The 23,841-nt window shown below is 41.2% G+C and carries 19 protein-coding genes, 1 other RNA gene and 1 pseudogene; 11 read left to right on the top strand and 10 right to left on the bottom strand.

The features are described from left to right. Positions 1 to 230: 230 nt before the first annotated feature. From A7985_RS01975 to rdrB, 3 genes are read left to right on the top strand one after another with little or no spacing between them, the layout of a single operon-like run. A complete protein-coding gene (locus A7985_RS01975; RefSeq protein WP_141685249.1) occupies positions 231 to 998 on the top strand; it encodes a hypothetical protein in 768 nt (255 codons plus the stop codon). Next, on the top strand, positions 999 to 3,671 hold the full coding sequence (gene rdrA / locus A7985_RS01980; RefSeq protein ID WP_065788755.1) for an antiviral RADAR system adenosine triphosphatase RdrA: 2,673 nt from the start codon (positions 999 to 1,001) through the stop codon (positions 3,669 to 3,671). A gap of 3 nt (positions 3,672 to 3,674) precedes the next feature. Beyond that, entirely contained in the window at positions 3,675 to 6,248 is a 2,574-nt protein-coding gene (gene rdrB, locus A7985_RS01985; protein WP_065788756.1) for an antiviral RADAR system adenosine deaminase RdrB, read from the top strand. 301 nt (positions 6,249 to 6,549) lie between these two features. Here the strand turns inward: rdrB and A7985_RS01990 are convergent, their stop codons facing one another. The 4 genes from A7985_RS01990 to A7985_RS02005 form a co-directional block, all read right to left on the bottom strand. Beyond that, positions 6,550 to 7,062: a GNAT family N-acetyltransferase gene (locus A7985_RS01990; RefSeq protein ID WP_065788757.1), complete on the bottom strand. Its 513-nt coding sequence runs from the start codon at positions 7,060 to 7,062 to the stop codon at positions 6,550 to 6,552. Positions 7,063 to 7,288: 226 nt separating this feature from the next. Next, positions 7,289 to 8,200, bottom strand: coding sequence for a DUF1444 family protein (locus tag A7985_RS01995; protein WP_065788758.1), 912 nt, complete (start codon positions 8,198 to 8,200; stop codon positions 7,289 to 7,291). Between the two features lie 406 nt (positions 8,201 to 8,606). Then, positions 8,607 to 10,343, bottom strand: a complete 1,737-nt coding sequence (locus A7985_RS02000) for a carbamoyltransferase family protein (RefSeq protein WP_065788759.1) — start codon at positions 10,341 to 10,343, stop codon at positions 8,607 to 8,609. A gap of 625 nt (positions 10,344 to 10,968) precedes the next feature. After that, positions 10,969 to 11,691 (bottom strand): substrate-binding periplasmic protein, encoded by a 723-nt coding sequence (locus tag A7985_RS02005; protein ID WP_065788760.1) that lies wholly within the window; start codon positions 11,689 to 11,691, stop codon positions 10,969 to 10,971. Between the two features lie 396 nt (positions 11,692 to 12,087). Here A7985_RS02005 and A7985_RS02010 point away from each other — a divergent pair, with 396 nt between their 5' ends. After that, positions 12,088 to 12,933 carry an enoyl-CoA hydratase/isomerase family protein gene (locus A7985_RS02010; protein ID WP_065788761.1) on the top strand — a complete coding sequence of 282 codons (846 nt, stop codon included), beginning with the start codon at positions 12,088 to 12,090 and terminating at the stop codon, positions 12,931 to 12,933. A 365-nt stretch (positions 12,934 to 13,298) separates the two neighbouring features. Here the strand turns inward: A7985_RS02010 and A7985_RS02015 are convergent, their stop codons facing one another. Beyond that, entirely contained in the window at positions 13,299 to 13,844 is a 546-nt protein-coding gene (locus A7985_RS02015) for a TetR/AcrR family transcriptional regulator (RefSeq protein ID WP_065788762.1), read from the bottom strand. Positions 13,845 to 13,982: 138 nt separating this feature from the next. Between A7985_RS02015 and A7985_RS02020 the strand changes: the two genes are divergently transcribed. The 5 genes from A7985_RS02020 to A7985_RS02040 all read left to right on the top strand — a co-directional run bounded on the left by A7985_RS02020 (position 13,983) and on the right by A7985_RS02040 (position 16,447). Continuing rightward, positions 13,983 to 14,504: an HPP family protein gene (locus tag A7985_RS02020; RefSeq protein ID WP_063372522.1), complete on the top strand. Its 522-nt coding sequence runs from the start codon at positions 13,983 to 13,985 to the stop codon at positions 14,502 to 14,504. A gap of 28 nt (positions 14,505 to 14,532) precedes the next feature. After that, a complete protein-coding gene (locus tag A7985_RS02025) occupies positions 14,533 to 14,922 on the top strand; it encodes a tautomerase family protein (protein ID WP_141685250.1) in 390 nt (129 codons plus the stop codon). Between the two features lies 1 nt (position 14,923). Next, the gene (locus tag A7985_RS02030) at positions 14,924 to 15,289 is read left to right on the top strand and encodes a cupin domain-containing protein (RefSeq protein WP_065788764.1); all 366 of its coding nucleotides are present in this window, start codon (positions 14,924 to 14,926) and stop codon (positions 15,287 to 15,289) included. Between the two features lie 41 nt (positions 15,290 to 15,330). After that, positions 15,331 to 15,540, top strand: a complete 210-nt coding sequence (locus A7985_RS02035; RefSeq protein WP_141685251.1) for a hypothetical protein — start codon at positions 15,331 to 15,333, stop codon at positions 15,538 to 15,540. A 379-nt stretch (positions 15,541 to 15,919) separates the two neighbouring features. Continuing rightward, positions 15,920 to 16,447, top strand: coding sequence for a hypothetical protein (locus A7985_RS02040; RefSeq protein ID WP_065788766.1), 528 nt, complete (start codon positions 15,920 to 15,922; stop codon positions 16,445 to 16,447). Positions 16,448 to 16,620: 173 nt separating this feature from the next. Here the strand turns inward: A7985_RS02040 and A7985_RS27120 are convergent. From A7985_RS27120 to A7985_RS02055, 4 genes and pseudogenes are all read right to left on the bottom strand, one after another. Further along, positions 16,621 to 16,749 (bottom strand): annotated as a pseudogene (locus A7985_RS27120) (site-specific integrase); the annotation flags it as partial. Between the two features lie 112 nt (positions 16,750 to 16,861). Next, positions 16,862 to 17,218: a transfer-messenger RNA gene (gene ssrA, locus A7985_RS02045) on the bottom strand. Positions 17,219 to 17,534: 316 nt separating this feature from the next. Further along, positions 17,535 to 18,194 (bottom strand): hypothetical protein, encoded by a 660-nt coding sequence (locus A7985_RS02050; RefSeq protein WP_065788767.1) that lies wholly within the window; start codon positions 18,192 to 18,194, stop codon positions 17,535 to 17,537. A gap of 48 nt (positions 18,195 to 18,242) precedes the next feature. After that, positions 18,243 to 18,740 carry a hypothetical protein gene (locus A7985_RS02055; RefSeq protein WP_065788768.1) on the bottom strand — a complete coding sequence of 166 codons (498 nt, stop codon included), beginning with the start codon at positions 18,738 to 18,740 and terminating at the stop codon, positions 18,243 to 18,245. A 252-nt stretch (positions 18,741 to 18,992) separates the two neighbouring features. On the opposite strand from A7985_RS02055, the gene A7985_RS02060 reads away from it, so the two are divergent. After that, a complete protein-coding gene (locus A7985_RS02060) occupies positions 18,993 to 19,919 on the top strand; it encodes an ADP-ribosylglycohydrolase family protein (RefSeq protein WP_065788769.1) in 927 nt (308 codons plus the stop codon). Positions 19,920 to 20,051: 132 nt separating this feature from the next. Then, positions 20,052 to 20,432 (top strand): GFA family protein, encoded by a 381-nt coding sequence (locus A7985_RS02065; RefSeq protein ID WP_065788770.1) that lies wholly within the window; start codon positions 20,052 to 20,054, stop codon positions 20,430 to 20,432. 87 nt (positions 20,433 to 20,519) lie between these two features. Here A7985_RS02065 and A7985_RS02070 read toward each other — a convergent pair whose 3' ends face one another. Continuing rightward, the gene (locus A7985_RS02070; protein WP_065788771.1) at positions 20,520 to 23,327 is read right to left on the bottom strand and encodes a TonB-dependent receptor plug domain-containing protein; all 2,808 of its coding nucleotides are present in this window, start codon (positions 23,325 to 23,327) and stop codon (positions 20,520 to 20,522) included. Between the last annotated feature and the right edge of the window lie 514 nt (positions 23,328 to 23,841).

Here is a 23,841-nt window from a genome sequence, read left to right on the forward strand (position 1 = left end):
TTATTCGGTCGTTTTGACGTGCTCTTATAGCTTAGCCTTTATTAACCGCGATTATGTTATTCATTAATGAGAAAGGCGCGCGCCGCGTAGATAGTTACGCGCGCTTTAATATCTGGTTAACCCATTGCTTACATGTGAAATTTCCATTATTTTGTACGCAACTTTATAAAAAACTTCATTCTGAAATGTATTCGTTGCCTTTCAGAGTTATTAAATGCAGTGAGGGGTTGATGGGTAACCAAAGGTACCAAGGATATATAAAGCACGTTGATAGTGACGATCCAGTAATTAGCGAGATTAACTGGTTTATAGATACCGTGTATATGCCCGCTCACAAGCGAGCAGATAAAAGCAGCAAGGCGACAAGAACCTTGTCTGTTTTGTTTTCTATCTGGGCCTTCACTCTATTGGGGGTGTTTGCTGCGGCCGAACTCATTCCCAATTTGTCAGTATTTACACAGAGCCTTATTTGGGATGGGTACGATTTTAACTGGGTAGCGCTTGCCGTATTACCCTCATTTATGTTGGCAGTATTTGTTAGTTTTAGAAATTACCCCTTCAAACATGGTGATAATAATTTTGTAGGTGATGATGAGTTTACATGGCGTAAGAGGCAGTCGTTTGTGTTGGCCTCATTTAACCTTATTTTTTTGGTGGCCGTGTTATTCGCTTTTACCAAACCGCTGATTTGTTTATTGGGTATAACCTGCGCAGCTGGTTTTTTGTTGACTTACATGAGTAATCGATTGTTTGGCTTTACCTCCAGCTCAATTAGAAATCAAACAATGGTATTTAGCTTAGAGCGGCTCAAACGCGAATATGAAGTTGCGATTCATAGTGAGGAGGAGTTTGAGGTTGACCGTATTCAAGCCGACACATTTAAACGACTGTTCTTAATGGTAGAGGGGATGATCGACCGCAGAGACAGAGAGATTTTAGGCGACCACTACAAGGTACATAACAGCGCCTTTGATTTAGTAAAAGGATTAAAAAAATAAATGGCAATCAAATATATATTAGATCTGACAAAAGAAGAGTACCGCGATGACTTTGTCGGCGCAGACAAATCTCAGCCAGTAAAGTACAGGGAGTTTTGGCAGTTTGAAGCAAGAGAAAAGCTCGTCAATAACCTCGCTTCATTTTTGAACGATGCCAAGCAATATAAGCAGTCACGCAGTGAAAATAAAAATAAAACGTGGTTGTCGCACAACGCGATTTTAGTCACTGGGCAGCGTGGCACAGGTAAAACGGTCTTTTTAAGAAATGTGAAAAGCATGTGGCGCGCAGCAACGCAAGACCGAGACGAGCTCAACGCGAACGAGATTTTCTTTCTCGATGCCATTGATCCGACCATGCTTGTGGACAACGACAATTTCGCAAATGTGATTATCGCGCAAATTTACAGTGAAGTAGAGGCAAAATTTAGTAGCAGCCATTGCTGCGCTAGTAATCAAAAAAGCGAAGCCCAAAAGGGTGACTTTTATAAGCGGTTAAAAATATTGGCCGATGCCCTTGGCAAAAAAGAAGAGTTTGAGGGGTGCACAGGCGTCGATAAAATCTTGCAATACAAGTCAGGGATTAATATCGAAAAGTACTTTCATCAGTTTGTAGAGTCTGCCATTCAAATATTGGGCTGTAACGCTTTAGCACTGCCAATTGATGATGTGGATATGGCGCTTGAGCGGGCTTATGAAGTCGTTGATGAAGTAAGGCGATTACTTGGTTGCCCTTACATTATCCCGATTGTGAGTGGCGACTATAACTTGTACGAAAAAATGACCAATATTCATTTTGATGAAAAGGTCTGCCGTAGTGCAACGAGCAGTGCAGAGCAGGGCGAATATGCGAAAGAGCTAACCAAAGCTTATTTGGCAAAGGTCTTTCCCAATCATATGCGCATATCGCTTTTGCCGATCAGCTATATTTCACCGTCGTTGCAAATTCGCGTAAGTAAACAAGAAAGCCTTGTAGAGTACTACCCATATCGAGAGCACAAACGTAATATCTTTGCACAATTCTACCCGTTGTGCTTAAACGAGGAAGCGCTTTCTAAGTGGCCTGAACCAGAATTTGCGCGGGAGTTTACTCAGTTTATTCGTGCTATTGCACCCCATGAGGTGGAGTATGCGCTAAAAGGTGATCGCGCCACTAGCTATGAGCTTTGGAAAAACTTTATAAATTGGGCTGAACAAAAGCAAAGTGGGGTTGCATACACCAATGCGGACTCTCTGCTGACTTTGCACAATATAGACGAAGACGACTCCTTTAACATCATGGACTTGCCAAGCTTTAACCCCAAGCTTCAAATTCAAAAAGAGCATTTGGTTTGGGAAGAAAAACGATTTTTAGCATCGCAGTTGAAATCGCTCGGAGAGGGGCTGCAATGGCAAGTTGAAAATAAAGCTTTACTTGAGGCTGCATTTGACGACGCGGATAACACGCTTAAGAGCATGCCGCCTTTGGAGTTTTTCCACCATAGTTGTTCTATTTCATTGGCAGAGAAAGCCATTGCAATGACAGAAGGCGCAAAGGAGCTTGCATCTTATACTGAAAAGGTATCGAGCTCTGATAGCGAAAAAATCACCATATCTTACAATTTGAATGCAGTGCTGTTGGATATTTATGCCTATGGTGATATGTATTCGAAACTTGGAAACAACTACCAGTTTGTGTGTTTAAGTCGCGCTTTTGAAATTATTTTATACTCATTTACCAAGCGTGATAGTGAAAATAAAACAACCGAGACGTTATCTAAAATACTCCATCGTCGGCCTTTTTATAGCATATTTAATATGGCACCAACTAAGATGATCACCGGTGACAGTGAAGGCGATGATGAAGAGTCACTCCAACCCGAACATCAAGAAAGTAAATTACACACAGCAAACTTACTTAATGTACAAATCCAAGACTGGAAAGTCGAACACAAAGCGTTTTTTGACAGTTTAAGTGGCGAGCAGTTAATTCCGATATTTTCGTATATTTTTAATAAGGTATTTACTGCTTTCCATGTGTTTAAATTTGAAAATTTTGTTAAGCAGAGCAAGGGGTCAGACGAGCATTTAACAGACTTTATCAAGCGCTTTGAGTATATGATGGTCAACGCCGCATACACTGCAATGATCGAAGGCACTGCGGTGCAAGCAAGCGTTGCGATTACGAGCAACTTAGATACGCTGAGAAGTCATATTCTGTTTAATCGATACGACCGTGTACTGAGTCGAAACCGCAAAATTTTTGCAGAGCAACAAGCGAACAATGACAGCACAACCAATTTGTTTGTTAAAGCACTAGAGACTCACCCGCTCTTTACGATGATTCAAACGCAGTTATCTGGCGAAACCCTCATTGAACCGAGGATCTGTCTAGGAGGTGGCACGCGGAGAAAGCCAAAGCAAGTGGTGTATGGCAATACCAAAGTGTCATCTCGATTAGAAAAGCAAATCCACAAATTCTTTAAAATGCACTCTGAAATACTTGACCCCAGGATTTCGACGGTAAAACGAATTAAAGAAGAGTTAGACACTTATCTTGAACTCGAGGAAAAAGCCAGAGAGCTGTTTGAGAAATATGTTCTGCCTGAAGGGCTGGATTATATCGAAATGGAAGAGATATCGGGAGACAAGGTCAATAACTTTATCATAGCGCTGTTCGAGATATTCACAGAGTAATTTATGCTAATAGTCAACGATAGTATGCTATGTGACATTGCGTTTTTGGCGTCTGATTTGGAGCTTGATACAACACCTGCCGAAAGCCGTGTGACGGCTCAAGGGCAGATTCAGCGGCTGTGTAAAAGTGTTAGGGCATTTCAGCCCTATATATTTCGCAACCTTAGAAATGAAGATATCGAGTACCAAGCGAGCGCGTTTGGCTATGATCAAAACCCCAGTGTTGCTGCGGTGTTGTCTCGCCTTGCCGACACTTACTTGGAATGGCAAGGCAGTCACTTTGAAGTAAAACCACATAAATTGGAGCATTGGCTGGAGCTTCTATCGTTACTCGATGGGAGTTGGGTCATTGCACAGGCCTACAGCGATCTGGCGGCAGACCATGGCGTTAGTACGCAAGATATTCTCAATTGTATTGTGCAGTGGCAATGTCCACATGCGCTTGCAAATGACCGCGCCGACAAGCGTTTTGCCGATAACCATGCTCATTTGGGAGGTCATGGCCATACTGGCCCTTCGCTTTTGAGCTTCTCGCTATATGGACAAACCATCAAAGACAAGCGGTGGCCAACAAGACCCGAATACACCTTGTTTGAAAGCGGCTTGTTAGATAAATCAGAGTTGCCAGCTTGGAGCTATCAGCTATCAAGCCGATTGGTTGAGTTTGCTTTTACTGAAAATGTGCAGTCATTAAATGTGGACCTAAACCATTTGGCTTTTGATAGTGACGATGACAACGCTTTGTACTTTCTCACTACGAATCAAGCAAATACGTTAGCGCAACAAGCGTTATTGCAATCACACTGCAAGCCTGTGCGCTCTGATATTCGTTGGCTATTATACTGCGTTGGTGTGTTGAATATTGGAGAGCAAGGTCGGTCATTAGCAGAGCGTTTCGTTCGGGTTTCAAACGTCCTTCGCAATTACATGATTGTGTGGGGGACTGGGCTTGGTCAGTTTGTAGAGTCATTTGGATTTTCTGGGCGTAAGCAAAGAGGGAACGTACACCAAAATAATGCACGCATCGATGCGCTTGCCACTGATATCGACCCAAGGACATATCGAGAGTTTCGGGTAGCGCCTGGTCTTGTGGTCAACGATGAAGGCGGTGTGTCTACTGGTGCATTGCAAAAGGGCCTGCAGGCAGCTTTAAAGCATGCGCTGTCTGAGAATATTCACTTTGTGATCCACTTTTCGCGATCTATAAAACGTGGCCGTTCAGCAAGAGAAGACAAATTTCAAAAGCAAGTGAGATTGGAACTCAAGCAACAAGTTGCTGCACTCCAGCAGTTCAAAGGCTCTGTTAAATTTTCTGATGCGGAAGTGCACGCATTTGATTTTAAAAAGCGTGGGATAACCTCCAATAGCATCGACTTGAGGAAAGCCGTTCGTGGCTATGACGTAGCGGGTAATGAGAACGAACTGCCTATTGAAACTTTTGCACCGGCACTCAGAGCGATGCGCAGCGCTAAACACCCCAGTATGAGCATGTTCAGTAATCGGTTTGAAAGACCTTTTCTAACGGTTCATTCTGGTGAAGACTACAGCCACTTGTTAAGTGGCCTACGTGCAATTGATGAAGCCGTGTATTTTTGTGACTTTAAAGTGGGTGACAGGCTAGGCCATAGCTTAGCGCTTGGGGTAGATCCGGTTGCTTGGGCCGATAGACAAAAAACGGCATACATAAGCTTGGGTGATCACCTCGATAATTTAGTTTGGTGCTATCAGAAAGCCTTAGAAGTCACTCAACATGCATCAGAGTTCGCGGGGGTTCTACAGCTACTCCAAGACAAGATACACTTTTGGTCGAAGCATTTATACAAAGACACCAAGCATACCTATACCGTGAGAGATTTTTTTGAAGCATGGAAATTAAGGCGCAATTGCCCTGAAACCCATGACCTTGAAGCTTTAAGTGGGTCTTCACTTGAAATAGAGCATTTAAACCCACTGCATCGAGATTGGCTTATCGACTTTGATAGGCGGTCATCATCCGCTGTCTCCGAAGTTGCTTTCAAACTTTGGAAACAATACACCTCAGCCCACATTGTCAAAGGCCATTACTTCGAAAAGCGAGAACAAACGGTCATCGTATTTTGTGAACCTAGGCAAGGAGAAGAGCCTTTTAAAGTCGAAGATGGCATATTTTACGACTCCGTCTCCAAAGCAGAGCTCAACTTGTATGAAGCCATTCAAGACATGCAAATGGAAAAGTATGCGGCACAGGGGGTAATCATTGAAGCGTGCCCAACTTCTAATATTTATATTGGTCGCTTTGAGCACTATCATGAACACCCGGTGTTTAGGTGGGATCCGCCTAATCAATCGCTGTTGGAAAAAGGTCAGCAGTATAACCGATTTGGCCTTAGAAAAGGGTCTATTACCGTCTGTGTCAATACGGACGATGCGGCGCTAATGCCGACAACGATTCAGAATGAACACCGAGTGCTGCAAAAAGCTGCGGTGGAGTACCATGGTGTCGGGGTAAATAAAGCCGAAGACTGGATTGAAAGGATGCGCCGTAAAGGGTTAGAAATCTTCGCCAGCAACCACTTAAATTGGGTCAACGACGAGTAGTTATTGGCCTTTTTTCAACAGAGAGGTTTTGCAAGGTTTTTGCGCATTGTGCTAAGGCGCTCTGTACAGATTAGGTTTGAAAAAGAAAATATATTAATAAAAATTAATATCTTAGCTTTGATTTACCTAATTTAACTACAGTTTTACGCTGTTTTTCTTGTTCAAAATACTCTGACGCTTTAACAATAGATGGCAGAGCAAAGGTGAGAAGGCTGCTCAATATCAGTCAAGAAATTAACAACCGTATCCATATCAAGCTCCGCCAGTAACCCACAGGTTTCTGGCGGGGCTTTCACTGGGTTTATGCTTCACTTTCGCAATAAAACCCATCGTGGTACACCACACGGCAAGTTGGGATGCTGTCGCCAAAACTTTGCACTTGAAAATACTCAGCAGGTACGCCTTCTAAAACCATGCTTGACGCTGCTGTAAAACCAAATCGACTGTAATATGTCGGCTCACCCAACACCACACAGCCAGCAGCTTGACTAGATTGCATATGGGCTAATGCTTGGTTTATTAACTGAGAGCCAATTCCTTGCCCTTGAAATGCAGGTAATACAGAAACGGGGCCAAGCCCAAACCATCTACTTGCTCCACTTGATAATTTAACTGGAGAAATTGCAACATGGCCAACAATGCTCCCATCCAGTTCAGCTACTAAAGACAGCGTTAAAGCGCCAGCCTTGCGTAGCGCATTTACAACAAAATGCTCGCAGTGGTTTGAATGTTCAGCATTTGCAAAGGCTTGTTTGGTAATTGATTCAATCGAAGTGATGTCATCACTGTGCTCTGTTCGAATTAAAATGGGCATAGTTTTGCTCCCGTAAATTTTTGTGCGTTTAGCCAAGAGAAGCGATAGTGCCTCAGGATTGAATGAGACTCTAAACTATGAAGTTGTAGACAGGTCAATAGGGAGCAAGCCTGTTATTTTGAATAACGACATTTTTCAAAGCGTTGGAATGAACAGAGTCCGTGTAATGGGTTGCGGTATGATGAAATGGCGTGGCAGATCGCATAGGACACCACGCCATTTTTTACTAAAATTGGATGCGTTTTAGTACACCATTGTTATATTCGTAAGCAAACGGCGATAGATTGTAAGATAGGTTTGGATACTCTGAATAAGCCAACATCGCGATTTTATAAAGCGATGCTTCATCATCTAGCGGTACGACCAGCACATTACTTCTATTTGGGAATACGATACCCACAGGTCCTTTGAAAGTCGCATTGATTTGTTTCTTGAAGTAATCTGAGAAAATAGCGCTCGCGTCGTAAACTTCATCAGCGACAAACATATGAATATTGCTATTGCCATCTTTTTGCTTAATTTTTTCGAGTTTTGCTCCTAGCTGAGCAAGGTATGAGTCTAAGTTAGATTTAGCGATTTCTTTTAGCTGCGCCACAGGTAGCTTAAATTCTTCGAGTTTGTCTTTGCTCACGTACTGAATACTTGTTGGTGTGTCTAGTGCTAAAAGCAAAACCAACTCATCGTTAATTTGCTCGTAATAAAACGGAAAAGGGATTTCTTTATCACTAGACTGATTGATTTGAGCCATTATGTTATCAATATAAGAAGCTGGTTTGATAACGGGCCTTAATTGGCTAATTTGCAACTTCGACTCATCGGTTAATAAGTCAATGCTTTTGCTCGAATTTATTTGGTCTGCAAATATATCCTTGAGGTTGTCTTGCTCTTTAGAGTATCTCAGGTAAGCATTTGACAGATTTGTCGAAAGGGTAACACCTTCTGAGTATGTGATTTCGACAGACAATTCACCCGTCACCTTAAACTTGGCACCATTGAAGTGTTTTTCAGCTTCTTTCATATAGGCTTTTGTAAAAGCCTGCTCTGACAGTAACGATTGTGAACTCGGTGATGCAATTGCATAAAATGAAGAGGACAACCCTAGTCCTATGGCGAAAGAGAAAAGTAGCGCTTTTTTCATTGTCTAAATCCATATTAATAATTCGTTGCGTATAGTACATTAATTTGTTTTTTGTGTCTTTTACTGCTGTACTTTATTAGAATTTTCATTTTTCTCTAACTTAATGATTTATAGTGCTATTTTGATGCTTTCCTGACATGCGGTTGTGGTGTTATGTATTCAGATTTGGAATAAATAATTTTGACTTTATTGAATGGACATTGAGTGAACAGGCTGTTTTAATCATTGTGGCCCATTTATGGAGCGCTTTGCACAGTTTAAGTTTTAAGTGTGGTACCTAGTGTTAGCAACTCTAGGAACGTAATTTACCCCTAGAGTTGAGTTATCAAAAAACCTAGTGAGCCAATAATATCGACCATCATGATTAGTGGTTAAATTTTAATGGCTCAGCTTTGTAGGTTGTCGACTATTTGGTGATAAGGTAATCGTCGATAACGAGTGCATCTAACCCTGTGGTATAAAATACCGCAATTGCATCTTCAACTGAGTGAATGATTGGTTTGCCCATGATGTTAAAGCTCGTATTTAGCAATACTGGCACATCCGTCAGTGCATTAAACTCGCTGATCAAATCATAGTATCTTTCATTCCATTCACGTTTGACCGATTGTAAGCGACCAGTGCCATTTTCATGAACAACCGCGGGTATACGATCTCGGACTTCTTCACGGAATACTAAGGTACGTTCCATGTAAGGCGAACGCTGATAGTTTTCGAAGTACATTTCACCGTATTCATCGAGAATAGATGGTGCGAATGGTCTAAACTCTTCGCGGAATTTTACGCGTGCGTTGATATTGTCTTTCATATCTTTACGGCGAGGATCGGCAAGGATTGAGCGATTACCCAGTGCACGAGGACCAAATTCTGCGCGACCTTGTACCCAACCAATGATTTTACCTTCGGCAAGCAACGCTGCGGCTTTTTTGTGAATTTCGCCCGGGAACTTTTGAATGTTTTGAATGCCACTAAACTTAACTAGGCTCTCAAGTGCTAAGTCGGACATCTTCGAACCTAAGTAAGGGCTTTGGAAATCAGCTTCTGGTACCTTGTCAGGGTTGTCTTCATAGAATGCTAATTGTGCTGCACCTAATGCATTACCGTCGTCAGCAGGCGCGCTGTAAACGTGTAAGCTTTTGAATCCAGTGCGCTCTGTTAGTAGGCCATTTTCTGCTGAGTTAAGTGCACAACCACCGCCTAGTACCAAGTTATCAGAGAGACCTAAGTCATGTAAGTTACTAAGTAGTTCTTCAATGATCTCACAGAAAACGAGCTGTCCGGTGTGTGCCATGTCAGCTGAATCTAACAGTGGTGCATCAGGTGCTCTGCGGCGCTCATAAAGAGCTTGGATTGCACGTTCAAAACGACCATCTGTAGGTTGCTTGATAGCTAAACCTTCAACTTCAATCATAGAGCGCATAATGTCATACAGTTCAGGGTCTTTTTTACCATACGGTGCAAGCCCCATTACTTTCCACTCTTCGCCAGTCAGCGCACCAAATCCACATGCTAGACATACATAAACGTAGAAAGCGCCCAGACTACCTAGTCCTTCTTGACTTTGGCCTGCGATCTCTTCAAGTTTACCGTCTCGGTAGATATAAAAGTTAGTTGCTGTGCCTTCACCTGTACCATCTACGACAGCACATACAGCCTCATCATATGGTGAGCTGAAACATGCTGTAGCGGCATGTGTCAGGTGGTGATCATATCTGCGAGAAGAGATTTTGCCCGTATATCCGTCAAGAAAATCATATTCATATTTAAGAGTTTGGCCCGTTAGTTCAGGGAAGCGAACTTGGCTATGTGCAACATATTGCACGATATTCTGTACTTCTTTCAATGATTGTGGGAAATTTTCCACACCTTCTGAAACCTTCATCACATCATCATAAACGCGGGTAAAAGTTTCAGCTGAAGAGTCACTCCATGTTTCGGCAAGTACTAGATCTGCATCAGGGTCACAGTATTCTTTTATGAGCTTTGAAATCCGCACACTTTGGTCTGGTTGGCAGTTGATAGCTCGCTTATTTTGCAAATACCTTTCGGTTGCTTCTGCGAACAAAACTTCTCCATGTTCATTTAAGATAGCTAAGGCACTGTCGTGCATTGTGCACGAGAGGCCAATATAGTTTTTCTTCATTATTATCCTTATTATCCTTTATTCAAAATGGTGTTTTGCTTTGAAAAAGTGATTAAAATCTCCATAGCAAATTACGAATTTGAGCACATATTTGATGGTGCCCCTGTGCTTTACTAGAAAATATATATTGCTATAAACAGCTCATTGTTATTGTTGATTTGACTGTTTTTCAAAGCTTATAAATATTTATTTGTGCACCTTAACGCGGCCATTTTTGTAAAATAGCGCAACATGATCGATGCAAAAGTTAAATGCCTTCGGAGTTTTTGTATTCCCCCACAGCAGCTAACACAGAAAATGTACCTAAATGAATCAAAAGATCACAGCTGTAAGAAATGATAGGTTAACTTCAAAAAGTATTTAGGTTATATGTCTAAATAGTGACGTAGGTTTGTGTTTGATGGGACCAATGAAGGTTAAATTATGTCCGTTCAGGGTTTTTAGTGTTGTAGGGTGTACGTTCTTTTAATCGTATGACGATTCATGGCTTCAGTTCATAACTGGATTGTGAGTCCTACGGATGCCAAAGCTCACAATTAGGTGTGCAGTGGGGGCTGCTAAAGATACTTCCAGTAGCAAGTGGCTAGGAATCAAATTACAAAACCCATGTTTTAGGCAGCAAAATTTAGTGACTGTAGCTTTGATGTATTTCTTCTAATATTCGTTGGTATTTGTTTACTAAATCAAGCGGGGTGTCTTTGTTGAAGGCAATGTAAAGCTGAAAGTCATCTGGATTGAACGCGTAGACCTTTTTTAATTTTTTTATGTCTAACCCCAAGTCACTCATTTGTTCCTCTAACATCGATTGCGTTCCAATAACGAGATCAACCCGTTCCAATAAGAGCATTTGGACGTTTTGTTTGAATGCGGTTGTAAAATATAGATTGGGTTCGTCATTAAAACCGATATACCTTAAAAAGTGATGGGTACTGTCTTCTCTGATCACAGCAATTGAAAAGCGCTTAGCATCATCCAGCGCGTTAATTTCTATATGGGAGCTGCTTTTAAGGGCCCATATATGACCCTTTAGTTTACTAATCGGACCAACCCAATGAAATAAATGTTCTCGCTCTATAATTCTAGCCATTGAAAATATCATTGTATTGGGCTCGTTCAGTGCCAGCTTATATGCTCTCGCCCAAGGGTATACCTCAATAGGTACGTTGTGATTGGCTTTGGCAAGTAATTTTTTAACTAGCTCAACAGCACTTCCCTGAATTGGTAAGCCATTTTCAACTATTTGATATGGAGGGAAGTGTTCTGTAACAACTTTTATTTGTTGTGCGAATACAAGGGGAGAGAATCCAAAGAAAACACAAAATAAAGAAAGTGCTTTTGTAGCATGCATGAATTTTTTGCCTGTTTTATCGACCCATTCAATTATAGTCAACAGCCGCTATGGTGGCACAATCCGTTTGATAGCCGACTGAGAAGGAGCAATGTCATGGCAATTGTTTGGGTGCTGCTTCGATAAAAAGAACGCCTTCTGCCTTATTATGTCGTTGTGTGATAGAAGTGAGTATTTGAGGCTAAGTCCAGCTAACGTCAGGGATTTACTTATTGTTTTGTAGACATTTCACAATGAAAACTAACTCGAAATATAAGTGACTTGAGCACATAAATAATTATCAACAAAATCCATAAACTCAATATTAAATAAGATGGATTATAAAGATTTTGAGTGGGTGTTACTCTTCATTTCAGAGTTTACTTCTTACACCCTGTGACAAGTTTGGAGATAATTATGGTTTATGAAAATTATACAACGTTTAAGGCTAAACAGAATCAAGCAGTGCTTACAGTGACCTTTGATTTTGCACCTGTAAACATTCAAGGCATACCTATGTTGGATGATCTTAATCGCTTATCTGAAGCGCTAGAGAAAGACAAAAGTGTAAAAGTGGTTGTATTTCAATCGGCACACCCAGAAATTTTTGTTGCACATGCCGATACAAATTTTTTAAAGGATATGTCTACTCAGGCGGTGGCGAGAGAAGAAGTTGAATTACTTTATTTGCAGCAAGTCTTACAGAGGGTCAGTGCACTGCCACAAGCCACCATTGCAAAAGTAGAGGGGTTTGCGCGTGGTGGGGGCCATGAGTTTATGCTGGCTTGTGATATGCGTTTTGCCGCTCGTGGTAAGGCTAAATTTATGCAAATGGAGGTCGGAATGGGAATTTTACCATGTGGTGGTGGTGCATCCCGAATGGCTCGGCAGGTAGGGTTAGGGAGAGCATTGGAGATCATTTTGAGTGCACGTGATTTTGACGCTGACCAAGCGCAAGCGTATGGCACGATTAACCAAGCATTGGATGCGGATAAAATTGGTCCTTATGTAGAAGAACTGGCTAATCGAATCAGTCAATTTCCTGCGGAATCAATAGAAGCCTGCAAGCGCGCTGTATATGCCTCAATTGACAAGCCAATCGAAGATGCACTTAAAGAAGAAGCTTACTGGTTGTATCAATCAATGAGCAAAACACCAGCACAAAAACGTTTTCAGTATGCTGACGATAATGGCGCGCAAAATAGCATGGAAAATCAGCGCAATTGGGACCAATTAGTGATGGGCATTCAAGACGTAAAATAGTGGCAAATAAAATAAGCGTAATAGCGGATATGGCGAATCTGATAACTTTGAATTAGGTTGTTTTAGCATCACCCATTCAAGGCGCATAATTTGGTTCATAACAAACAAAAAGTGCAGCTATTAGCTGCACTTGGGCCATTTATGACACTGAAAAGCGGCGTGTGTTTTTTAGTGTTTTCGCCATCAATGTGGGTTTGTATGTTTTACTCTGGACTTTCTTACTATGAAAAATAATAGAGAAAAACAAGCTGCAATTAATGTTTGGTGTTGGTTTTCACAGATGTAATTACATCGACGTACAGCTTATGATTAATTAACTGTACATTGATGTAACAAGGCGTGGCAGGGGTTTTAAGAGCGAGTAATCACGCCAGTAGCTTAAATAGTGCGGACTTGTAGAGTGCTTTATTATTTAAAATGTTTTCAAATTTAGCGCGAATAATAAGCCCTTCTATGAATGTCATTATCACCTCGGGTTTGTCTTGTGTTTGACCTGGCTCTTGCTCTTGCCCCATTGCTCGGGACACTAAATTGAGTAACCAACGTTTGTGATCTAAAGCGATTCGGCTGATGCTTTCATCTCGATTTTTAAACTCGGCTAGGGCGTTCATAAACATGCACCCTTCAAAATGCGACGTTGAAAACCACTCAAAGTGCCAATCTAGAATGGCGCTTAATTTTTCTTGTCGTGTTTCGATCTCACTTATGGCGAGTTCAAGCGAGTCTTGAAACCTTAAGTGTCGTCTATTTAGTACTGCCTCAACTAAGCCGTTCTTATCACCGAAATGTCTGTAAATTGTTGTTTTTGATACTTTTGCTTCATCTCTAATCAAATCAACTCCCACTGCGGTGTATCCATTTCGATTAAATAGGTCTTCAGCTACGTCCAAAATGTGTTGTTCTACTTTCATCTAATATCCTAAAAAATTGCTTGCGCGAAAGTGTACAGATCTGTACCTTTCGTGATGTGTACAGATCTGTACATTAATGATAGCACATTAACGATGAACTATAACGCCTCGTGACGCATGAGGTGTAGGAGAAACGCTATGAGGAAATTTTCTGGAGGAGGAGCTTTACCGCCCAAGGTTAAGTTCATTGAGTTACTAAGGGGGTTTACCGGAGGGGTTGTTGGAATTTGGGGGCTTTTCTTTATTTCTAGCTTAACGCAATACCCATTATTAATGGCACCGTTTGGCGCCACCTGTGTAATTTTATTTGCTGCGTCAGCCTCGCCCTTAGCTCAGCCTCGCAATGTCATTGGTGGTCACTTTATTTCTGCGCTAATAGGGCTTGTCGCATTTTTGGTATTTGGAGATGCGCCTTGGGTAATGGCGGTTTCAGTTGGTTTGGCTATTTCTGCGATGCAGTTTTTTAGAGTTGTTCATCCACCAGCAGGTGCAAACCCCATAGTGATTATTCTTGCCGGAAGTTATCACTTTGACTTTCTGATTTTTCCCGTTTTGTTTGGCAGTTTGTTTTTAGTGGGGATTGCTTCACTGATAAACAACATAGGAATTGGGAAGAAGTGGCCTATTTATTGGTATGGATCTTCAAGCAAGCAGCAGTAAGCAAACCACTTATAAGGAAATAATCGAAATGCCAATTTTAACTGTTACTACCAATAAAACATTATTACCAGCGATTAAAGAAAAGCTCGCAATATCTTTGAGTGCGCTGACGCAAACTTATCTCGAAAAGCGTCCAGAGTTGATCAATGTCGTTATCTATGAAAATAACGGAGATTGGTACAGTCATAGCAAGCCAAGCGAAGGCTTTCAATTTTACTTACAGATTGTCATTACAGAGGGGACAAATTCCGAATCGCAAAAAGCGGCATGGCTCAGACACACTTGGCTCTTATTTGAAGAAATTTTTATAAATGTAAATAACCTTCCCAATTACATCAGTATTGAAGAGCAGCCTGCAATTAATTGGGGATACAACGGACAATCACAAGCATCAAGGCTGAACAAACAAGGAGAATAAAATGAAGTTTAATTCACCACCTGAGACAAATGACCGCATCGTAAAGCTCGGTTTTTCATCTGATATTGAAATCTCTGATGAGATTGAATTTAGTCCGTATCAACGTGGGCTAAGAGAGGGGGTCGATATCGCTGTATTATTTGATGAAACCAAAGCAAACCCGACCGGAGCAGACTGCGCATTTTTGCGATACGAAGCTGGTGCGTATGTACCAGGACACGTGCATATGGGGTATGAAACGGTGCTTGTACTACAGGGTGACTATATTGAAAATGGTCAAACTTTTACACCAGGTTCTTTTATTGTCCGTGCGCCAGAGATGTTTTATACATATCTAGAGGATACACAGAATCTAGGGGTAACATAATACTTATTCATAATAAAAATGGTGAGTGGTTAGGTGTTATCTTGAATAAGTCTATGGAATATTCTCATCATATTGATATTGACTATGATAGGTTTGCTGAATTATTTGAAGAATATATAGGGCACCAACTGATTCCAGTAGCTTTTGGGGGAAAACCACTGCCAGTCACAGTAATAGAAAAATTAAATACTGAAGATTCAAGCTCTCAACACATAATTGTCTCACTGAAAGCTGATGATATTTCTTCGTAATTACAACAAGCCGCTATCTAGCGGCTTTTTTGGTCGTGTTCTTTAATGTAATTACCATAACATCAAGCGCGTATGTCTCGCCACAGCCAAACATTTAGCAAGCCTCACAACCAATAAGCTTGATGATGAATTGGTAAGCGCATTGGATGATGCGCTGAATGATTAAAAACAAAAATCCGCTTAGGAGCGGTTTTTATTTAATTTTATTATGAAATTTGTCAATATCTCTAAAAATTTAGGCATACATGCAGTGCTTTAGAATTGAAAAGAGAAGAGATAGTGCTTAATAAGACATTGAATGATAATTATAGCGCATGGATATGCGCTTCCTTCGCCGTTGCCTTAGGTTTATTTGCTTCAATGATAAGCTGTTAACCTTATGAAAAATTTCTTAATTTATTATCTACCTATGGCACTTTGGGTATTCCTAGCTCTTTACGCTGCTAACTCATGGTTTTTTATTAATAAAACAATTGCAATTCCTCTATTACTTGTTTCTTTCTCGATTAGTATATGGCTCACTTTATGGCTAGCTTGGAAAACATATACTGACCCAGAAGCCTATAAATCTTTCAAGCTTAGGCGAGAGGATAAACTGCCAATTCCGGTGTTACTTATTTTGACCATAGTATTTTTAGCTTATTTGATATTTGTTCCATTTGGTATAGGAATTCCAGCAGTTTTCAGTAAGTTTTTAGCCCCAAATGAAGTTCTAATTACAAAGGTAAAAAGTACTCAAAGACGTGGAAATAAGATCTCATTTGAGGGAATATCGGGTTTTTCAGAGGACTATATAAACGATAAATATTTATTCTCCAACTTTAAGACCGGAGATACTGTGTCGCTTAAAATACGAAGAAGTGTCTTGGGTGTTAGGATATATTCAGTTAACAAAGAAAATGGTTAACAAAAGAGTAAGGTGCCGAACGCGCGAGTTTGGCACATAGGCAACTATCAGATTTGATTAAGCCTTGTTAATCAAAACTGATAGGTCAAATTAAAACTTATTCAACTTATTCAACTTATTCAACTTATTCAACTTATTCAACTTATTCGTGATGTGGAGGGGGTTTCAAACCCCTAACTGATTTGCTCTTTATCATGCAACTTATGCGGAAACAGTTGCGTGTAAACTTGCCATAAAATATTTGAATTTCTATGGCCTGTCACTTGGGCGACTTCTTCAATTGACTTTATTTTACGGGACAAAAACATGACAAATCATGCCACATTTACGTCCCCATTCACACACTATTCAAATCCCAGAAAAACAAAAACCCTATCAAAAACAGTGTTTTGATAGGGTTTTGATGTTGCTATTTGGTGGAGCTGGGGGGATTTGAACCCCCGTCCAGAAAGCGTCGACCCTCGGTCCTACATGTTTAGTATCGTCTATTAGTTAACCTTTAGCTCTCGGACGAACACGATAGATAAAGGCGAGGCCGCTTCAATTTAACCCTTCAACCCCGGCCAGGGTTTCCGTAGCGATCTTGTGTGGGGTGACACTCCAGAACCAGAACCACAAGCATTTCTTGGAGGAGTGCTAGCGGGCTATTATGCCGCTAGAGCGTAGTTATCGTCGTTTGCGATTACTTTAAATGCGGCTTTTTTACGAGGCCAACCGCCCCTCGACATGCACCTCAGGCTTCATGAATCCTGTCGAATCCTAATCAGCCCCTGAAATCTTTCATTCAGTACATAATAACTTTACTACATTATTAAGCAAAGTTGTTATTTTCCGGCATTGTAGCCCTAATATATTGGCTTAGCAACAGTTTTTATTTTCATTGCCTTATGAAGCCCGCTGATTGCTGGTTTACTAACCGCTTTGGTGTCAAAGTGTTCTGCTGAGTGCTTGTTAGCTATATTCAAGTGAGTAAGATTTAAGCTCGTAAGTGACGTCATTCTGCGTGTGTTATGCCATTCTTGTGGGTGAAGTGAAAGTAGTGGGGAATCCCACAGGCAGTTTTGGCTTTATAACAGTTACACAAAATCTATAAAGCATGCTGTTTAAATCGGCTTACCCAGTCTACGCTATTAAGCTGTTTGAGCTGATCTTCAGTTAAAAACTCGCGAAGCTGTTTCGTTTTTAATTGGTTAAGGTCCGCTATTTTATTGGTTAAGTCATGTAGTGTTGGGTAAGTCTCTTGATCAGTGATTACATACGCCACTTCAACAAAGTTATCTCTAAGGGTGGAAAACAGACGCCGCTGCTGCGTATTGGTTAATTCATGGCTTTGTACTAATTGGTCTACCATCAGTTGCGCTTTTTTATCTGAATCGTCATAAAGGGTTGCTAAGTATTTCTCTTCCCATTGCGTTCGGCCCGCTAAAAATGCTTGATGTTCTCTATTTTGTTTTTCGTTTATTAAATTAAGAGGTGTTTTGTTTTTTGATAATTTGGTGTTGGGGGTATTAGCTTGCAGCGCTTTAACACGGTTTTCGATGGTCAAAATTCGGCTTTGTATATCTTGTACTTTATTATTGAGATTTGTTTGTGTAGGAGGTCGCATGAGCTCTGCATGTTGCAGCATATTTTCGAGAGAGTCTATCCGTGCTGAAAGAGTTGTTACCTGAATGTGGGTTAAAATATTGGTTACGATCAACGCTAAGATCGAAAATATAAATAAGTAGCGTATTTTATTGTTGAGCATAAAACATCCTTAGTGGGGCATCGATACAGGGTATCGATGCTGGCAGGTTTATTTGCCGTAGCCTTCTTCTTTTTGATAGGTATAACCGCCAGATGCAGTTGCATTGAGCATCTCAACTACGTCGGTAGTATAAAAATGGTTATCAAGTTCACTGTGATATCCTCGGTATATCGTTTTTGCTCGTGACTTGGTCGTGTAGCCTTCAGACTTTTCATATACATAGCCCAGCGATTTAATGTTGAGGGCTTCAACAACATCTGTCGTGTAAAAGTGATTGCCAGCAGGGCCTGCGTCTTTATTATACAAACGGTAGAACGCCTTATCAGCATCAGCGTCACCATATTCAACCAAGGTAACGGTGACACCTTGATATTCATAGCCACCTGATGCTTTGGCATTGAGCATTTCAACAACATCGGTCGTGTAGAAATGGTTACCATGTTTGTAACCTCTATATAAAGGCTTGTCTGCGGCTATCGCATTGAGGCTGGTCACACCTATTAATGCTGCGAGCACAATAGCAAGCGGCTTAATCTCTGTTTTCATATTCATTCCTTGTTTAGTTTGTTTTTTGTACCGGTAAATAAGTTAACATAAAGTTTCATGATGTTAACGTTAAACTTTCGTGTAATACAGAGTGTATGTTTAATCATTAAAGGCGGTTTGATAATGATGCATTTTTAAGATGTCGCATTACGCGCAAAGTTTTCATCCGAGATTAAGCTAAAATTACATATAAATCTGATTTACCATGAATTTTGCGCGCTGCATTCGCCAAGCTAGATTAAGGAGGGGCAAGTGATTGAGAAATCTAAATTCATTGGGTGCTTTAAAGCTGTTGCCATTGGTGATGCGAGTGGCGCTATCTATGAAGGTGGGCCACTAGAGCGTGCGGCATGGTGGCTATTGGGCGTAACATCAGATGGGAAAAAAAGATATACAGACGATACGCAAATGTCGATTGATGTAGCTAAATCTTTCATTGCCAATCAAGGGATAGAGCAAGCGCATCTCGCAAGTGAGTTTGCGCAAAGCTACCATTGGACCAGAGGGTATGGGCCAAGTGCTGCCAAGTTACTAAAAGGCATACAATCAGGGAAAGATTATAAAACACTTAATAAAGCTAAGTTTAAGGACGGCTCCAAGGGCAATGGCGCGGCGATGAGAGCTTCGGTCGTGGCTATGTGCAACTTGATAGGTAAAGGTAACTTAATCGACGATATTATCAAAGTTTCTGAGATCACCCATGCACACCCAGAGGCCATCGAAGGTGCCTTCTTGATTGCGCGCGCGACTCAACTTGCCATGCGTGGCGTTGAAAGAATAGGCGTCGTTCAAACACTGTGTAACGAGAGTAAGGTACCAATATACCAGTCTAAACTGGCGACTTGTTATCGTGCCCTCATTAGTGACAGCGTGCTCACTCAAACTGAATTAAAACTTTTGTTGGGTAATGGAATGCTGAGTGCAGACTCTGCCGTGACTGCGCTTTACTTTGCTTTTAAATATCGGCATGAACCACTTTCAAAGATGATAACACACATATGTGCATTAGGTGGAGATACAGACACCATTTGTGCAATGGCCGGGGGAATTTGGGGGGCATATAACGGTGATAACGGATTAGACGAATATGACCAAAAAATTGAAGGGCTTGAGGAGGTGAGCTCACTCGCATTACAGATCTACGACCTATATTCTGTGAGCAAACAGGGTGCATTTTAAACATGATTATCGTCGTTAGCTACTTTTTGCTTTTTGTAATTTAGTTATGTATATATATACAGTTGTGGGTGGCATGGAGCCGCTTTATTAAACTATCTAATTATAAAAAACAGAAAAACTAGGGGGCAAAAAATGAGAGGGAGCTGTCATTGTGGCAATGTAAAAATAGAGCTTGCGGTCAAAGTTGATTTAGTGACCAGCTGTAATTGTTCTCTATGCCATCGCTATGGCGCTATTTGGGGCTACTTTACACTCGATGAGGTAAAAGTAGAAAACATAACAGGCCGTATTGATAGTTATAAACATGGTGATGAATATCTTGATTTTCACCATTGTGCTCAATGTGGGTGTGTTACCCATTATACGCCGAGAGAAAAAGCGCAATCAGACCGTATGGCTGTAAATTTACGCATGTTTGAAAAAAGCCTGCTCGATGATGTGGCGATTCGCTACTTTGATGGTGCGGACACTTGGGAGTTTAAAACGCAAAGTGCTGATAGGTACTTTATTTAACTTTGAACTAAACGTGATAAATAGCCCCAATCACTTGAGGCTATTGGACTAGCTATGCGTGCGTGGATTTAACACGCGCTCCTGGGGTTAAAAATCGTAATCTATACCGATGTAACCTGAGCGACCAAGGATTGACCAGCCGTTGTATGCTCCACGGCTTGTGGTCCAGTGATCGCCACCGTTGTTGTCGGTCACATTATTGATACCAATATATACAGAGGCATTGTCAGTTAATTGGTAGTCTGCACGTAGGTTATGGATACGTGAGTGAGATGGCGTATCTGAGTCTCGGTAACCGATATCATCATCATCCTCAAATCGACCAGACATTTTAAACTTGAACGTCCAGCTCAGTGTGAGGTCATCTAATTGATATTTAGTTACTAAGCTTGAAGCCCACTTGGGTGTGCCAAGCTCACCTAATTCATTGTTCGTTTCATCTAGGCCTGTTGCAAAGTTGCGAGTTGTCTCTGAGTCTTCTAGTAAGCGAGAAGCTTTAAAATCGAACGAAAGCGCATCCCATGTGTAATAAGCTTCAAGGTCAACACCTCTAACGCGACCAGAGTCAAAGTTTAAGCTCAATGGTTTAACGTATTCTACATCACCATTGTCTTGACGAAATGCCAAGTCGCAGAACATATTGTCGACTGAGTTTTGAGACAAATCTACGCAGTTCTTAAGAATGTCGCTTCCTCTAAACTCTGAGATCTTATCTTTTAACTTAATGTCAAAGTAGTCGATTGAAATCGTTAAATCTTCTACTAGCTTTGACGGTGTTAAAACTAAACCAACAGTGAGTGTATCTGCTTTTTCTTGTTTTAAATCAGGGTTACCTGAACTCCTTGATTGGCCTCGCTGAGTTTTAATATTTGATGTCCAACCCGGCTCGATACCCAATAGCGCACAGTTTGCCTTACGGCGACCATCAGACGGACCACCATCGATTTCGTCTGCATCACAAGGGTCGGTCATGGTTGAGTAACCAATTGATTCACTTCTAAATTGCTCATACAACTGAGGCGCTCTAACTGCTTGAGAGTAAATAGAACGTAGGCGAACTTGGTCATTGATCATCCAGTTTACGGCGAGCTTGCTACTTTCAAATAAGCTATCGTTGGTGGAGTAATCCGCGATGCGATATGCTGCTTCAACATCCAATTGATCTACAAATGGTAAATCACTTAACACTGGGATCAATACTTCAACATATGCTTCTTTAATATTACGGCTTGCATCCAAGATCTGCATCGTAGACGAAAGATTACCTGAGGCCCAAAGTTCATGTGGGTCAAAATAAATGCTCTCATATCTTGCTTCGACACCAGTACTCATTTGCATAGTACCGGCAGGGAGCTCATATAAGTCGCCTGACAAGTTCGCGGTGAATGAGTGATTTACGGTGTCAGTAGTTGAGGTGAAGGAATCAATTACATAATCCATAAACGCTTCTGAAGATCGCTCAAATGGTGAGAAGGTCGGGCAGTTGCCAGCTTCTACACATTCTCCAGCCACTTGCATGTTACTTGTAAAGCGGTCTTGGCGCATTTCAGTATGTCTGTCTAGCGACGCCATTGATTTACCTGTAACAAAGTTCACATCCCAGAACCAGTCATCGGCATAAACACCAGAGAAGGTCAAAGAAGATGAAAAATAATCTCTCGTATTAGTGTGCTTACGTCCACCGCGCTCGTAAAAAGTGTGATGGAAGCCAATCCAGTCTTCATCGTCAAAATTATCGGTAATTGAAGCAGGTGTATCAAAAAGCGCTTTTACCTCTTTAACTTGCATCCAAGCACGCTTAAATGGAGGATCGATCACGTTATTCGATTTTGTGCGTGCGAGTGTTACGTCAAAGCCCACATCAAAGCTGTCGAATTGATAGTTTAATGAAGTGAAGAGGTTAATGCGCTCAAACGGGTCTTCAATGTGACCCCAAGCTGTGCCTTCGTAGCCTTTATCGGCGTCGACCAACCAGCCGTCGTACATATCTCTATAGCGTGCGCGAAGTGCGACCTCCTGTGAGGCCTCATCAAAATCATACCAGTCATAGCCTCCATCTTCATTGTTGTAGACTGAGAAAATAGTTTGAGGTACACCCCAAGGGATAGGTGACACATTGGTCTTCCAGATTTTATCCGGCTGACCTTCACCTTTATTTGGGTTCGTTACGGAGCGCTGGTAGTTATATGACTTTTCACGATTATTTTGTGTGAGAGCTGACTCTGATAAGTAGTCAAATGCAACGGTTATATTGCCATCATCGTTAAAAGAAAAGCCATGAGTAAAGTTAAAACTTCTGGTGCTGTGTCCGCCTTCTTGGGTACCTGAGAAGTGCGCATTGGCTTGTGTGCCTTCGAAGTCTTTTTTCAGGATAAAGTTAACAACACCGGCGATTGCATCAGAGCCATAAATTGCCGACGCACCGCCCGTCATTACTTCAACACGTTCAATTAATGATGCCGGAATCGTACCCACATCGGCAAACATACCTTGATAGTCGGTTGCGACGAGGGCTGGGCGTTTGCCATTAATGAGAACTAGGGTTCTTTCTTCACCCATATTGCGTAAATCAAGAATATTAAGGCCCGAGTTACCGAAAGAGTAGTTGCCGGATGCGGAATCGAAGCCATCTGCAAACTGAGGCATTCCCGTTAGTATGTCGTTAACATTGTTTGCACCCGTAATTTTTATGTCTTCTGCTGAAATTACAACAGTAGGTGATGGTGCCTCAAAACTAGCACGCATTATACGAGATCCCGTTACGGTGATGCGCTCTGGTGCTTCTGCCTGATCTTCGTCATTCGCATGTGCGATAGATGTGATGCTTGCTGAAGCGATTGCTAGAGCTAGTAAGCTCCGATTGAAATTGCGCTTCGTATGTATATTGATGCTCATGGTATTCCCCTCTTTACCACAGAATTATTATTGTATTTCTGTATCACCCAGTGTGTATGCAAAATAGTTTCTGATAGTTCCTAGTAGAATGTTTTTGCATAAAGAGCTGATAAATATGTGCTCTAATCATGATGTGATAATTGTATACAATATACATTAAATTTAATTAGGCAAGAGGTAATATTGCAGCTATGAGAATTTTTTGTTGCTTAAAGTGCAACTAATGATGGAATTTTGAGCGCTTAACTAATGGTGAGTTAAATCATATGGTAGAAAAGTGAGAGTTCAGGAGATACTGTTGTAAATAAATCAATATCTTTAGGTCTGAAGGGTGAGTAATTAAATATTTCATATCAATTGTGTTTATTTTTAGATCTTTAAATTAACAATTCGTGCTGATTCATGGGTTATTGTCCTGATAATTGCATTTAAAAATTTGTCTAAATATTTGCAACAGAATATTAAGAGCCATTTGGGTAAAAGCATTTGTTGTAATTCGAATAAGGCGCGCACC

The organism is Pseudoalteromonas luteoviolacea, from assembly GCF_001696455.1.
In the GTDB taxonomy this organism is placed as follows: domain Bacteria; phylum Pseudomonadota; class Gammaproteobacteria; order Enterobacterales; family Alteromonadaceae; genus Pseudoalteromonas; species Pseudoalteromonas luteoviolacea_C.